Here is a 12003-nt window from a genome sequence, read left to right as displayed (position 1 = left end):
AGCATCATTCGGCTCCGCTTCGTAGGCGGGCACGCTCGCGCCACGCCGTGAGTTCGTGCAGCGACCAGCCGTCCATTTCAGACGGCGGCCAGTGGAAAATGGCCGCGATATCGGCCATCGCATCCTCTACGCAGTCGGGAAGTCCGCTTCCCTCTGCACCTTCGGCAAGAAAAAAATCTGCACCTCCTGGCCGACCGCCAGCAGGTCGGCCGGATCCATTGCATTGACGTCTGCAGTGGTCAGCGTGGGCGAAGAGATGCGCGGTAGCAGCGTTGCCAGCGCGGTGACATCCAGCTGCAGCACGTCGACGAGCTTGAGGCCGCGTAGCTCACCGGCGCCAGGCTTGCGCACCTTGAGGTCAGTGATGGTCTGCTCGCCGCGCACGATGGGCTGGTCGAGGGGAATGGCTGGGGAAAACGTCGGGGTCATCGGAAGGTCTCAAGGCAAAGGCCCGGCGGCGCCGAGCCGGAAAGGTCAGGCGCCGATGGCGCGGCGTTGGGCGGCGAGCAGGTCCACGCCGTTGACGATCTCGGTCATGTTCACCAGATCGATCTCGATCACGGTGGCGCCGTTGATGGTCAGCTTGTAGTAACTGGCCGAGGTCTTCACCGAGAACTCGGTGTCATCGCCGGACTTACCGGTACCCGGATCGATCTCGCTGTGGCGGCCGCGCACGACCACTTCCACTGCATCCACATCGCCGCTGTCATCGCGCTGATAGGCGCCGGCAAAGCGCAGCTGCACGGCGTTGTGAGTCGTGGCGCCGTATTGATTCAGCACGCTGCGCATCAGGCCGCCGCACTTCCATTCGAGCTCGATCTTCTCTTGACCGAAGTCGATATCGACCGGGCCATTCATGCCGCCGCCACGGTATTCCTCCATCTTGCGCGACAGCGTGGGCAGCTTTACTTCGACGACTTGGCCGAGATAGCTCTCACCGTCGTTGAACAGGTTGAGCGCTTTGAGTTTCTTGGGCAACGCCATGGGGTTCTCCGGAAATCTAGGGCGGGTGCGTTACGCGTTGACGCGATCGGCGAAGTCGGCCAGGTAGCTGGTGGTGATCTTCTGGTACAGCTGCAGGTTCTCCAGCGGCGGCACCGGGGTGTAGTTGTAGTCGATGCGCAGCGCGCCATCGGCGAGCGTGGTGGCGCTGTTGACCGTGCCGTCGTACCAGGCATTGGCATCGATCAGGTAGCCGGACGACTTGAGGTCGCGGAACTTGGCGTTGATCGTTTCGAGCAGGTCTTTCACCAGCGAGGGATGCATCGGCTTGTCGACGTAGAACGCCACGCCCTCGGCGATGGTGTCGGCCAGGATCTGCGCGGTGCGCGTGGCCGTCTCGAACGCGAACATGCTGTCTTCGGCGCAGGTGCGCGACCCCCAGAAGCGCTGACCGTTGAAGGTCACCAGCGTGGTGATGTCGCCCTCGTTGAGGACGCCGGCATCGGTGGCTGGATCCTGCAGATCCCAGTGCACATCCTTGGAAATGCCGGTGACGCCGGACACGGGCACGTTGGACAGGCTCTTGTGCCAGCCTTGCTCGGTGTCGATCTTGGCGCGCAGGCCGAGCGCACGCGCTGTGGCATAGGCAGCCGTGGTGGTGCTGGTAGCGGTATCGAAGGCCAGGAAGTCCGGCCAGATCAGCATCAACTCGCGGTCGCTGAACTGGCCCCGGTAGGTGACCGCCTCGGCGACGGTGTCGGCGACCGGGCGCACATAGGCCATGGCGCGCAGCTTCTTGGCGATGGTTGCCAATGCCTTGGCGACCGGCAGCGTGTCCAGGCCAGGCGCGCCCAGGATGCGCGGGCGCACGCCTAGCTGCGCCTGCGCGGCCAGCAGTGCATACAGGCCGGTGTAGCCGCTGGACTTGGCCTCGCCGATGACGTTGCTCGATGTCTTGCCAGCATCTTCGCCATCGCCCACACGCACGACGATTGTCACTGGGTTGGTTTGGTCTGCGATGCCCTGCAGCGTGGCCCGCAAGGTGCCCTTGGTACCGGCGCTGGTGATCGCGCCCAGCACGTCGGTGATCAGCACCGGCTTGTTGAGCGGAAAAATGGTCTCGTCCGCATCGGCGGCCGTGGCGACCAGGCCGACGACAGCGGTGGAGACGGTGCGAATGGTGCGCGTGCCCGCGCTGACTTCGATGACGCGAACGCCGTGGTGGTAGGCAGTGGACATAGGTTCCTCGATCAGGACGAGCGGAAGCGGAGCGGGATGGTCAGGCGCGAGCGCGCATTGGCTGGGGCAACGTCAGTGCGCTGGCCCTCGATGGTCAGCACAAAGCTGCCGGGCGCATCGCCGACGACCAGGCCGACGCGGGTCAGCCGCAGGCGCGGCTCCCAGCGCATCAATGCGGTGGCCGTGGCGCCGTAGAGCAGCGTGCGGGTGGCGCCGTTGAATGGCTGGTCGATCAGCTCCGGCAGCAGCGAGCCGAAGTCGCGGCGCTGCTCACGTGTGCCGATGGGCGTGGTGAGAATGCAGACGATCGACTGGGCCAGGTGCTGTTCGCCCTCGATCACACGGCCGGTGATGGCATCGACGCCGATCATTGCGGTGGGCCACTGAGCGCGCTGCCGGCGGTGACGTCGGTGGTCTTGTGGTGCTTGAGGCTGATCCCGCCGCCCACCACGTCGGTGTCGACGGTGGCGGTGCCGGTGATGCCGACGTCGCCATTGATCTGCGTAGCGCCGTTGACCGTCAGCGGGCCGTTGAGCGTGATGCCGCCATCGGCGGTAATGGTCGCGGTGCCGCCGCTGGGCAACGTGGCCTGCAGCGCATGCGCCTCGGTGTCGTAGTGGATCTGCGCACCATCGGCAAAGCGCAGCACGTGCAACGTGTCAGACGCTGCCGGCGCTGCAAATTGATCTGAGTACAGGCCACGGAGCACCAGGCCATCGGCCAGGTCGCCGGCCGGCGATAGCACCACGACCTGTTCGCCGATTGCCGGCGCCGACCAGATGATGGTGGTGCCGGCCAGGGTGACCACCCAGGGTAGATAGTCGGTCAGCATCTCGCCGACCTGCACGCGGCACCGTGCAATCCGCAGATCTACCTCGGAAACGGTGCCGAGGCGAATGGCGTTACTCAGTGCGGAGGATGCGTTGCCCATGCAGCCATGGTCGATGGCTGCACGCGATGACGCACCGCAGTTGATGCGTAAAGCGCAGGGCTACACAGCGGCCGTCTCGGGCGCCTGTGGCTGCACCGACCACGCCTGTACATCTTCGTCCCAGACTAGCGTGCCGTCGACCGTCATCGGCGGCGCGACGGTGGTCAGTTGCCCGGGCAACACGATGCCGGCGGACAGGCGTGGCGCGATCGCACCGGTAGCCTTCTCCCAGACCAGCGCGGCGCTGTAGTCCGGATCCGCACGCCAACTCGCGCGTGCCTCGTCCCAGACATTGCGCCGGTGATCACTGGGCAGAAAGGCGATCGGCTGCGAGGTGGTGTAACCCTGCGGCAGTGCATCGCCCAAGGCAAGCGTGTTGGCGATCGGGGCGGCGGTCTCGGTGCTGTAGAGCATCACCCCGCGATAGTCGGCCACCAGCTCCCACGTCCCCGAGAGCGGGGACAGGCGGTGGCGTTGATACAGCCCTGCAGGCGGCGCGGGTGCGATCGCAACGGTGTTGGGCGGCAGTGGATAGCGGCCTTCCAACTCGGACAGGTAAACCGTCACCGGGCCGGTGTATTCACCGGTGGCGGGATCAAAGGCGAAGGCAGTGCTGGTGCGCGGGAGAGGATTGGTCATGGTCGGTCTCAGTAGGCGATGCAATAGCTCATACGCAGGCCAGCGGGCAGGTTATCTGCGCCGCCTGCTGCGTTGACGGTGATGGTGTGTGCGTGGGCGCCTGCGCCACGGTGGTCCACCGCGTGCACGTGATTGCCGCCCTCAGCGATGCCGATCCCGTGGGTGTGGTTACCGACACCGTTCATGCCGATGTTGTGGGTATGGTTGCCTGCGCCATCGGTGCCGAAACTATGGGCATGGTTGCCGCCTGCGCCCGTCCATCCGTCCGAGGGGGCCGCATCGTTGTCGCGTTCTCGATACACGCCGTAGCCATTGATCGAACCGGATGGAATGACGCCGGGGTGCTGGTGGTCGCCCGAGGCGCTGGTGCTGCCGCTGTGACCGTGGTGGCCCTGCGTATCGGTCCAGGCACCGTGTACGTGGTCGCCGCCTGGATTGACGCTGGCGCCGTGTGCGTGGATGCCGGCTGCACCGAGTGCGGTGTAGTGCGCATGGTCGCCCACAGCGGCCGAGCTGGCACCGTGCGTGTGGCTCAGCACCTGCCCAGTGCTGTGGACGCCCACGAACTGCGCGGAGTTGGTGTGCGTGACGGTGGTGCCTTCGCGCATCAGTGGCAGGTTGAAGGTGGTGCTGCCATCGCCGGCGCCATAGACGGTGCCGATGGCAGCGAAGAGCGCTGCGTATTTCGTGCGCGAGACTGCTGCGCCATCACACAGCAGCAAGCCGCTGGGCGGGTAAAGCGTCGCCATCACCACGATCTGCCCTGGAAGCATGAACGACTGCGGGACATTGAGCATGTTACGGAAGTCGCGATACCAGTCGCCCTGGCGTCCATCCAGGGTGTCTGCGTCCAGACCATTGCCGTGACCGGTGTCGCTCAGTGCAGCGGTGCGAATACCCAGCACATTGCGTGCGGCCGCAGCATTGGCACGCGACAGCAGTTGCTTGATGAATTCGGTGGGTCCTGACTCTCCCAGGCGCTCATCGAATGCGGCAAGCAAGTTGGCCGGCGATAGCGCCCGGTCTTTGTCCACACCAGCGATGGCTTGCGCATCGGTGGATAGACGCACCACACCCGGCACATCGACCGTCGCTGCTGGATCGGTGAAGTTGGTATCGCCGAAGGTGATTTGCGCGGTGTCCACGTCAGCCAGCACAACGTCGATTGCCAGCAGCACGGATGCGGCGCCGGATTTTTCCACCAGCAAGGCGGGCTGGCCGTAGGCGGCGAACAGCGTGCCATCGGCCAGGTACAGGCCGAATCCATAACAGCTGTAGACCGCGTTGGATTCGTCGCGCACCGACACGTGCATCGCGTCCTTGGCGGTGACCGTACCGCCGACGGTGGTCAGGCGCTTGATCTCGGACGGTAGCGCGGTGAGTGCGGCATTGGCATCGAACGCAGCGCTGGTCAGGCCGACAGCGGCGATGGTGACCGCTTGGGTGCCTGTCTGTTTGAGGTTCACCAGCGCCTGGCGACCGGCGGTGGTGATCTTGAGTTTGAGTCCTGGCATCTGTGCTCTCTAGCTCGCCTCGCCCTGCAGGCGCAGGAACAAGGTGGTTCTGCCGCGCGCAACGATGTTGAGTCGTGCCTCGGCCTGGAATCCTTGGGTAAACGTGAAATGCGAGCGCACGGGCTTGGTGCGTTCGACCTCGGCGATGACTTCCTCAACGAACCGGGCGCTGGCGCTTTGCCCATCGGCACCGGTCAGCGTTAGCGCCAGCTCGAAGGTATGCGGCTCACCGCGCGGCTCGGTCTGCCACCACTCGCGGATGGCCACCGCGCCGCCGAACGACTCGACCACCATCCGCACACTGTTGGCGGTGCCCTTGCGGCGCTGAATTGCCATCGCGCTGCGCAGGCGCGAGCGCTTGACCGCATCGCTCCAGTCGGCCTTCCAGTCGTCCACTGACAGCGTCCAGGCTAGCCACGGCAGATGACCGGCCGGGCACGTGTCCGGATTCCACAGATCCGGGTACGGCAACGGGATCGCTTCCAGGCGAGCGGTGACGGCGGCCAGGGCGCGCTCCATCGGCGTGGCGTTGGGCGGCAGCGGGGAGTTACTCATCGATGCCGGCGTGCACGATGTCGATCGCGATGCAGTAAGCGGCCTGCGTGCGGCTGATCCGGATGTCAGCGGCAGGCGAGTCCAGCTCAACACGCTGCACGCCATCGACAAATAACTTGGCCTTGATGGCTGACTCGGGGACGTCGCGGCCGATGCGGTGTGCCTCAGCAAGATAGGTCAGCAGGCTGCGCATCGCCTCGCGCATGACCACCGCCGAGTCGGGGCCAGCGTAGGTGTAGACGCGCCCACGAATGGCGTACAGGACGATCTCGGCGCTCTGGACAGCTACCTCGTCGGTCAAAGGGCGCACGTCGGCATCCGTCAGGACGGCGGCCACCTCGTCGAGCAGTGCCTGCGGCGCGGTGCCATCGCCGGTGCGTGATTGCACGGTGACCAGCACTTGCCCAGGCGCGGGGCTGGTGGCGCTGGCGTCCATGACATCCGCCGACGCGCTGAGTGCGTGATAGATGTAGGCGCCCTCGGGGCCGGCGACGCTGAAGCCTTCGGGCGCCAGTTGGATGCGGCGGCGGAAGTCCACGTCCGACTCTAAAGTCGGTGCAATGCCGTTCTCGGGCTGCCCCGGATCGAGCACCAGGCGCGTGACACCGAACAGGGCGCCCAGGTGATCGAGGTTGCTGCCGGTGGCGAAGGCCAGCATCGTCTGCTGTGCCTTGTCGTTGGCGCGCTGGCGGATCAGCAGCTCGCGTGCTGCAAATAGCTGCAGGAGCTTGTAGACCGGATCCGCCTCGGTGAGTGCGGAGAACTGTGGCAGCAGCCTACGGAATTGAGCAAGCGCTTCGGCGAAGATCGTCTCAAAGTCCAGCTCTTCGATCAGAGCTGGTGCTTCAAGTTTGGACAGGTCTACAGCAGTGAAGGAAGCCATTGCCGACAGCGGAAGGAGTTCCCGACCACGTTCGGCGGTTTCAGACGTCAAGCCAATTCAAGTGCGCTGTGCTACTTCCCGCTACAGCGTCGGATGCCTGTAAAGATCACTGGCCGCTTTGCGCCAGACAGATTAAAAGATCCCGCCGGAGTTCTCCCGCCAGTGCGTCCAGAATTCTTCGTGAAAGCGTTGGCGGCTGTCATCCAACTGCCTTTTGAGGCGAAGTAATGAAATTTTCTTCTCACCAGTTGCTGGTGACAGATGTCTGTTTAAGACGGTCCTGAGTTGGCCTATTCCGGGAACATCCTCGTCTGTTCTTTGGTCTGGCACCAATAGGCTAGCTGGCATGGCCACCTCCGTGCCCACGGCTGGGTCATGGTACGTGCTACTGAATATACTAAAGCTGCCTGATGACTTGGGGCTGCAAATGACCAGGCTGCTTGGCATGAGTGAGCGAATTCCGTCCAAGAGCTCGTCGGTGGCGTCTTTCAGATATACATGGGCGGTTGAGGTGTTGTAGGCGTCGCCGATCAAGGTGCCGATCACTGCTGATTGCCTACTCCATTCCTCTGTCAACAGCGTCAAGCTCTCGATTGCCTTGAGGTTGTTCACCGTTGCCGCTTCTCTCTGCGTGAAATAGCGTTGCTCTTGCGCCTCTTTTCGCATCCTGCGGCGTTCTAGCAGATCCAAGTCCTGGGGCTTTGGCTGTCGTGGCTCATAGACCTTCGGCGGAATTGGTTCCGGTACGCCAATCCCAAGGCGATCTCGTTGTTCGTCCAGAAATTTAAGGACATCGCCGAGCGCGTCCACCGCAAACCACTCTGTATAGCCATCGCCGCGGGGCATCTCGAAGGAGTGGCTTTGAAAAAGGTAGTGCAATATTTTTTCGACCTTGATGGCCGACCCGCCACTCATCGGTATTTGAAGGCTCTTCTCCGAGTCGATGGATTGGGGAAGCTGCGCCCCCCGGGTCAGCGGCTGAAATGCCACGCCAATCTTGAAAGCGGTCGCTTCTCTATTTAGAAGCAGATACAAGTACTGTTCGGCCATGCAGTTGCACCTTCTATCCATGAGCTGCCGTTACGAATGCCCCGTGAGTTAACCGCGACAATCATTTGATCGATGAGCCACCACAGTGGCGACTACGTAAAATTAGACTTCACTCCCTCGGTTGCAAGAATCGCATCAAGTTGGCTGAAGCTGTAAGGCTTCAGGGAATTTTGTTTGGCAAGCTCGCTAACCATCTGGGACAGAGTTCTTTTCTTTACATCCTTACCTATGATCGTGTTGATAGCTTTTACCTGGCTGGGCAGCGGAGGCCTATCCGAGAACTTTTCTAGCTTACTTTTGATGTCAAAAAGGGCTGGGCCTGGCGGGGATGACCAGCACACAACCAGAAGATTAATTGAGTCGTGCAGCTGCTTGGCGGCAACGTCCCATTTTTTTTGTAGTCCCTGGGGTGTTCCGTTGGTGCTTGTGCCTCCGGTTCCGCCGTGGGAGACCAACGGATTGAATAAAGGCAGCCCTGCATGGCCGATAAGTTGCAGGAAATGGTCCGCTGCATGTTCGCCGCAAGTAATGGTTCCAGTGTCGGAGCCTTGGCGAGCCTTGTAGTAAAAGCAGTAGTAGGCCTTGGTGAGTTCGTCTCCGGTACAGCTTTTCTTGATTTGCCCCGCCAGTAAATGTACATGTGCAAGAGGATGTAACTCATAATTTTTGACGATATCCCGTCTTGTGTCTTCGCCTCGACAATACATGTGCATCCTTCTAGATAGCCAACACATGAATCAAGCCGCACCGCAAATCGGCGTCGGCTTGAATGAATTATTGGAACTCAATTTTCGGAGGTGATCTGCTTAACTTTCATGTAACTAAGCGCGGCCATGCATATCTCAATATCCGACTTAATTCCCGGTTCATTGCTGAAGTTGTCTAGATCGAAATCTGGCTTGAGAGAGTAGATGACATTCTCCATTATGCGTAGCAGAGCTCCAACTGATGTCGGGCCATTCAAGTCATCAACAATAAGGGAAAGTAGTTGTTTCTGACTATCATCGAAAGTGTCGGGGTCAACCATCGAAAATCCTTGATGTTATTTCTAAAGTAAGAGGCAAGCCGTCCTCAGATATCGTTTGGATTGACTGCCGTGTCAGGGTTTATAGCCAGTTCTGAGCGTGCGTAGAATGACGCGACCATGAGGCTCTTCGCCGTCACCTTGGACAACTACAATTGGCGTGGCGCCAACGCATTTTTCGATGCGTTTATCAATAAGTTCTTTAATTCGCCAGCTTTCATCCGCGGCCTTTTTGTAGCTGTAATCTTCTACAAGAGTATTTTGGTCAACTCGGAGGACTATGCGAACACCTTCAATTGCCCATACCTTATCTTCGAAATCGGCTGCTTTTATTTTTGGGGACTTTACTTTCGGTTGCGTTGCCATTTATTAATCCTTTTTGATGGCTTGGTGGTGATTTACATGTCAGGCGCTTCGAGTTAGATGGGAATTCGAGGTCAAAATAGAAATTAATTTCGATATATAACCCGAAATTTATTGCAGTATCTTCTAGGGATATCCTTTATCCATCTACATCCTGTTTCCGGGTTAGCTCTGTGATCCACCCTACCATTCTGTTCGGACGCCCTCAACGGCTGGGCAAGGTCGGGGCTTTTTCTAAGCGGGCTCGACAACCCAGTTCTAGCCAATGTGATTCAAGAGTTGATCGCGGATGAGCCGCCGATCTTCTGCGGAAAGGCCCACCAGCACGCGCTTCTCGTAACGTGCCATCGGACCGCCAGGCCGCACCCGCTCGGTCAAACCGTCTTGATGCACGCGCGCAATGCGCGACACGCGCCCCACGAATCCCACGCTCACCTGGTTAGGGCTGGCGCTGACCTTGAAGTACTTGGCCTGCCGCAGCTTTGCAAACATCTTCTTGCGTTTGACTCTGCCCGCCTTGTCCCGCAGTTGTTCCTTGCGCGGCGCATACGGTGTGCCATCGGGCGCCTGTTGCTTGCCGATGCGCTGGCTCTGCGAGCGTCGCAACGCGGTGCCGATCTTGCGTGCCAGCTTGCGCCGCTCGGCTTCCTGCAGGCGCGCCAGTAGCGGCGCGGCCCAGGTCTCCAGTGCGGTCAGCTCATCCATGTGGGATCGATCTGCGGCTCGGGCGCATGGGTCATGTCATAGCCGCCGCCATCCTTTGCGGTCACGACCACGCGTTCGGTCAGCGGCAGCTTGATCGACAGATCCACCGCATCGTTGGCGAGGATGTCGGCCTCGAAGGCGATGTCGCCGCGCCGCGCCGGATTGGACAGGAGCTCGGACTGGTTGGCCTGTACCCACTCCAGCAGCGGCAGCATCACGCTGTCGGGGTGGCCGGCGTAGTCGGTCACGATCAGGTTGAGCGTGTACTGGTACTCGAACGATAGCCCCGGCTGGAACGTGCTGACCAGGCTGCCGGCGTCGATAAACACCAGCAGCCGGTCGGCATCGCGGGCCAGATCCGGCAGGGCCGCGACCAGATGCGCGCGCAGGCTGGCGGGCTTGATCACGGTGGTGCCGCCGGCAGATGCAGGTCGATCCAGTCCTGCAGCGCGCTCAGCTGCGTGGCGGTGGCGTGGCAGCGGGTGTAGTTGTCGGCGACGGTACCGGCAATGCCAGAGAGCGTAATGCCGGTGGCCGGCGCATCAGGATCTCCGGTGGGCGGCCCGGGAGGGTCGCCCGAGGCGGCGGCGTCGTGCAGCCGCACAAAGCCAGCAGGGATAGCGCAAGCAGCGTCTGCTTTCTGGGTGACATAAATCGGTATCTCGCGGGTGATGGTGGCTCCGGCCTCGCGCACGATCTGCACGCGGTCGACGTACTGGGTGACGATGGTGGTGGAGCCTTTGGCGCTGTCGCGTTCCGCCTCGGCCTGGCGCTTGGCCTGCAGCGCGGTATCGCGGTCTTGCTGGGCGGCACTGACGCGGTGCTCCTGCCACACGCAGCCACCGACGAGCACTGCAATCAGCGCCAGCAAAATGATCAGGCGCGTGACCATCAGCTGACGCCCAGTATCTGCAGGGCGCGCTGCGTGCGGGTGACGCGATCGCTGTGGCCTTCCGGCAAGCGCTTGGCGCGCACGTTGCCCAGGTTGATCTTGCGGCCCAGGCCGAGCACATCGCCCGCATCGGCCAGCACGTTGAGGCCGTTGTCCTGCCAGTACGCAGCCGCGCCCAGTGCGCTCGGTTCGACCTGCAGCAGCAGATCCGGCTGCTCTTCCACCGGCAGGCCGATCAGCACGCCGATGCGGCGGTAGTTGCCCCGGAAGGTGTGTTGCATCGGCCCACGGCCCCGGTGGCGATAGCCATCGCCGCTGGCTTCGTTGCCGTTGCCCAGGCGATCGGCGTAGACGAAGTTGGCCAGGCCCACCGCATTGCGCAGGAACTTGGGCGCTTGTGCTGGGGTGATGCGTGCACCAAACACCTCCAGCAAGCGGGCGCTGGTGGTGTAGTGCAAGCCTTCTTCCATGCGCGACAAGCTCAGGCTCTCGTGGCCGACCTGGCCGAGCCAGTGCGCGGCGCGGCGCTTGGTAGTGATGCCAAACCGATTGGCGGCGGTGAGCAATGGGCCATGCCAGCGCTGGGCGCGCTGTGGCGAGCACTGCATGATCGAGGCGAGCTGGGTATCGGTGAACATCAATCGACCTTCAGGATGCGCGCCACATTGCCCTGGGCGCGGTAGGTGAGCACTGCCAGCACGGTCAACGTGCCCAGGTGCCAGGGACTGACCTGCGAGCCGGCGCCCGCAAGCAAGATGTGCAGCGCCTGGCCGCCGGTGCTGGCGATCAGCAACCAGGCGCACCAGCCCGCGCCACGTCGATGCCGGGCATCGGCGGGACGGTGATAGGTGAGCAGGCGGACGCAGATGGCGAGCGAGGCCATCAACGTCAGGACGGTGACCAGGCTATGCACTGGGCGGACCTCCACGACGTAGGAAGGAAAAGTCGAGCGACTTGCTCTTTTCGATCAGGCCCAGCGTGACGGTGATGGCGCATGCCGCGCTCGCAAAGGCGGCCACGCCGCTGGACTTGATGGGCAGCCAGCGCAGCAGCTCCGGCGCCAGCTGGTAACCGGCAATCACGCTCACCGGGAAATAGATCAATCGCGCCAACAGCGGTTGCTTGGCGGCGGACACCACGAACAGCGCGCCACCCGCGAAGGCGCCGATCAGCGCATCGCCGTCGATGCCAGGCAGCACCGAGGCAAGGCCCACACCGGTGGCGATCAAAAAGCCGCTCGATACGGAGGTGGGTTCGGTCATCAGG

General features: G+C 62.1%; 20 protein-coding genes. All 20 read right to left on the bottom strand.

Translation table 11 applies throughout. The annotated features are described in order from the left end of the window. Window positions 1–4 precede the first annotated feature (4 nt). Window positions 5–118: a GpE family phage tail protein gene (locus ACCQ06_RS20010; RefSeq protein ID WP_005922203.1), complete on the bottom strand. Its 114-nt coding sequence runs from the start codon at window positions 116–118 to the stop codon at window positions 5–7. Window positions 119–126: 8 nt separating this feature from the next. Beyond that, window positions 127–429 carry a phage tail assembly protein gene (locus ACCQ06_RS20005; RefSeq protein WP_104617419.1) on the bottom strand — a complete coding sequence of 101 codons (303 nt, stop codon included), beginning with the start codon at window positions 427–429 and terminating at the stop codon, window positions 127–129. 45 nt (window positions 430–474) lie between these two features. After that, the gene (locus ACCQ06_RS20000) at window positions 475–984 is read right to left on the bottom strand and encodes a phage major tail tube protein (RefSeq protein ID WP_316688868.1); all 510 of its coding nucleotides are present in this window, start codon (window positions 982–984) and stop codon (window positions 475–477) included. Window positions 985–1014: 30 nt separating this feature from the next. Further along, window positions 1015–2181, bottom strand: coding sequence for a phage tail sheath protein (locus ACCQ06_RS19995; protein WP_316688867.1), 1167 nt, complete (start codon window positions 2179–2181; stop codon window positions 1015–1017). Window positions 2182–2192: 11 nt separating this feature from the next. Then, window positions 2193–2552 (bottom strand): GPW/gp25 family protein, encoded by a 360-nt coding sequence (locus tag ACCQ06_RS19990; RefSeq protein WP_316688866.1) that lies wholly within the window; start codon window positions 2550–2552, stop codon window positions 2193–2195. After that, window positions 2549–3112 (bottom strand): phage baseplate assembly protein V, encoded by a 564-nt coding sequence (locus ACCQ06_RS19985; protein ID WP_316688865.1) that lies wholly within the window; start codon window positions 3110–3112, stop codon window positions 2549–2551. Before ACCQ06_RS19985 ends, ACCQ06_RS19990 begins: the two co-directional genes overlap by 4 nt. 60 nt (window positions 3113–3172) lie before the next feature. Continuing rightward, a complete protein-coding gene (locus ACCQ06_RS19980; protein ID WP_316688864.1) occupies window positions 3173–3751 on the bottom strand; it encodes a phage tail protein in 579 nt (192 codons plus the stop codon). Window positions 3752–3759: 8 nt separating this feature from the next. Next, window positions 3760–5265, bottom strand: coding sequence for a phage tail protein (locus ACCQ06_RS19975; protein WP_316688863.1), 1506 nt, complete (start codon window positions 5263–5265; stop codon window positions 3760–3762). Window positions 5266–5274: 9 nt separating this feature from the next. Continuing rightward, a complete protein-coding gene (locus ACCQ06_RS19970) occupies window positions 5275–5820 on the bottom strand; it encodes a phage tail protein I (RefSeq protein ID WP_316688862.1) in 546 nt (181 codons plus the stop codon). Next, window positions 5813–6703: a baseplate assembly protein gene (locus tag ACCQ06_RS19965; RefSeq protein WP_316692703.1), complete on the bottom strand. Its 891-nt coding sequence runs from the start codon at window positions 6701–6703 to the stop codon at window positions 5813–5815. The genes ACCQ06_RS19970 and ACCQ06_RS19965 overlap by 8 nt, the downstream gene beginning before the upstream one ends. A gap of 132 nt (window positions 6704–6835) precedes the next feature. Further along, a complete protein-coding gene (locus ACCQ06_RS19960; protein ID WP_316688860.1) occupies window positions 6836–7753 on the bottom strand; it encodes a GIY-YIG nuclease family protein in 918 nt (305 codons plus the stop codon). 92 nt (window positions 7754–7845) lie between these two features. Next, entirely contained in the window at window positions 7846–8460 is a 615-nt protein-coding gene (locus ACCQ06_RS19955) for a UCP028583 family protein (RefSeq protein ID WP_316688859.1), read from the bottom strand. 77 nt (window positions 8461–8537) lie between these two features. Further along, window positions 8538–8780 carry a hypothetical protein gene (locus ACCQ06_RS19950; protein WP_316688858.1) on the bottom strand — a complete coding sequence of 81 codons (243 nt, stop codon included), beginning with the start codon at window positions 8778–8780 and terminating at the stop codon, window positions 8538–8540. Window positions 8781–8852: 72 nt separating this feature from the next. Then, entirely contained in the window at window positions 8853–9143 is a 291-nt protein-coding gene (locus ACCQ06_RS19945) for a hypothetical protein (RefSeq protein ID WP_316688856.1), read from the bottom strand. A 255-nt stretch (window positions 9144–9398) separates the two neighbouring features. Then, complete coding sequence (locus ACCQ06_RS19940; protein WP_316688854.1) at window positions 9399–9845, bottom strand: phage virion morphogenesis protein; 447 nt, start codon at window positions 9843–9845, stop codon at window positions 9399–9401. Further along, complete coding sequence (locus ACCQ06_RS19935) at window positions 9833–10252, bottom strand: phage tail protein (protein WP_316688852.1); 420 nt, start codon at window positions 10250–10252, stop codon at window positions 9833–9835. Before ACCQ06_RS19935 ends, ACCQ06_RS19940 begins: the two co-directional genes overlap by 13 nt. Then, complete coding sequence (locus ACCQ06_RS19930; protein ID WP_316688850.1) at window positions 10249–10737, bottom strand: hypothetical protein; 489 nt, start codon at window positions 10735–10737, stop codon at window positions 10249–10251. The genes ACCQ06_RS19935 and ACCQ06_RS19930 overlap by 4 nt, the downstream gene beginning before the upstream one ends. Next, entirely contained in the window at window positions 10737–11375 is a 639-nt protein-coding gene (locus ACCQ06_RS19925; protein ID WP_316688849.1) for a glycoside hydrolase family 19 protein, read from the bottom strand. Before ACCQ06_RS19925 ends, ACCQ06_RS19930 begins: the two co-directional genes overlap by 1 nt. Continuing rightward, window positions 11375–11650, bottom strand: coding sequence for a phage holin family protein (locus ACCQ06_RS19920; RefSeq protein ID WP_055821119.1), 276 nt, complete (start codon window positions 11648–11650; stop codon window positions 11375–11377). Before ACCQ06_RS19920 ends, ACCQ06_RS19925 begins: the two co-directional genes overlap by 1 nt. Then, a complete protein-coding gene (locus ACCQ06_RS19915; RefSeq protein ID WP_039410542.1) occupies window positions 11643–11999 on the bottom strand; it encodes a phage holin family protein in 357 nt (118 codons plus the stop codon). Before ACCQ06_RS19915 ends, ACCQ06_RS19920 begins: the two co-directional genes overlap by 8 nt. Window positions 12000–12003 lie beyond the last annotated feature (4 nt).

The sequence above is a fragment of the Xanthomonas sp. NCPPB 4467 genome (genome assembly GCF_041475665.2).
Classification (GTDB): Bacteria; Pseudomonadota; Gammaproteobacteria; order Xanthomonadales; family Xanthomonadaceae; genus Xanthomonas; species Xanthomonas dyei.
Note: the sequence above shows the minus strand (reverse complement) of the source record. Positions and strands in the feature narration are given on the sequence as shown.

Excerpts from the sequence above, each read along its gene's own strand:
- ACCQ06_RS19970 (WP_316688862.1), bottom strand. The coding sequence starts at position 5,820 with ATGAGTAACTCCCCGCTGCCGCCCAACGCCACGCCGATGGAGCGCGCC.
- ACCQ06_RS20000 (WP_316688868.1), bottom strand. The coding sequence starts at position 984 with ATGGCGTTGCCCAAGAAACTCAAAGCGCTCAACCTGTTCAACGACGGT.
- ACCQ06_RS19925 (WP_316688849.1), bottom strand. The coding sequence starts at position 11,375 with ATGTTCACCGATACCCAGCTCGCCTCGATCATGCAGTGCTCGCCACAG.
- ACCQ06_RS19960 (WP_316688860.1), bottom strand. The coding sequence starts at position 7,753 with ATGGCCGAACAGTACTTGTATCTGCTTCTAAATAGAGAAGCGACCGCT.
- ACCQ06_RS19975 (WP_316688863.1), bottom strand. The coding sequence starts at position 5,265 with ATGCCAGGACTCAAACTCAAGATCACCACCGCCGGTCGCCAGGCGCTG.
- ACCQ06_RS19940 (WP_316688854.1), bottom strand. The coding sequence starts at position 9,845 with ATGGATGAGCTGACCGCACTGGAGACCTGGGCCGCGCCGCTACTGGCG.
- ACCQ06_RS19985 (WP_316688865.1), bottom strand. The coding sequence starts at position 3,112 with ATGGGCAACGCATCCTCCGCACTGAGTAACGCCATTCGCCTCGGCACC.
- ACCQ06_RS19915 (WP_039410542.1), bottom strand. The coding sequence starts at position 11,999 with ATGACCGAACCCACCTCCGTATCGAGCGGCTTTTTGATCGCCACCGGT.
- ACCQ06_RS19980 (WP_316688864.1), bottom strand. The coding sequence starts at position 3,751 with ATGACCAATCCTCTCCCGCGCACCAGCACTGCCTTCGCCTTTGATCCC.
- ACCQ06_RS19930 (WP_316688850.1), bottom strand. The coding sequence starts at position 10,737 with ATGGTCACGCGCCTGATCATTTTGCTGGCGCTGATTGCAGTGCTCGTC.
- ACCQ06_RS19995 (WP_316688867.1), bottom strand. The coding sequence starts at position 2,181 with ATGTCCACTGCCTACCACCACGGCGTTCGCGTCATCGAAGTCAGCGCG.
- ACCQ06_RS19945 (WP_316688856.1), bottom strand. The coding sequence starts at position 9,143 with ATGGCAACGCAACCGAAAGTAAAGTCCCCAAAAATAAAAGCAGCCGAT.
- ACCQ06_RS20010 (WP_005922203.1), bottom strand. The coding sequence starts at position 118 with ATGGCCGATATCGCGGCCATTTTCCACTGGCCGCCGTCTGAAATGGAC.
- ACCQ06_RS19990 (WP_316688866.1), bottom strand. The coding sequence starts at position 2,552 with ATGATCGGCGTCGATGCCATCACCGGCCGTGTGATCGAGGGCGAACAG.
- ACCQ06_RS20005 (WP_104617419.1), bottom strand. The coding sequence starts at position 429 with ATGACCCCGACGTTTTCCCCAGCCATTCCCCTCGACCAGCCCATCGTG.
- ACCQ06_RS19950 (WP_316688858.1), bottom strand. The coding sequence starts at position 8,780 with ATGGTTGACCCCGACACTTTCGATGATAGTCAGAAACAACTACTTTCC.
- ACCQ06_RS19955 (WP_316688859.1), bottom strand. The coding sequence starts at position 8,460 with ATGTATTGTCGAGGCGAAGACACAAGACGGGATATCGTCAAAAATTAT.
- ACCQ06_RS19965 (WP_316692703.1), bottom strand. The coding sequence starts at position 6,703 with ATGGCTTCCTTCACTGCTGTAGACCTGTCCAAACTTGAAGCACCAGCT.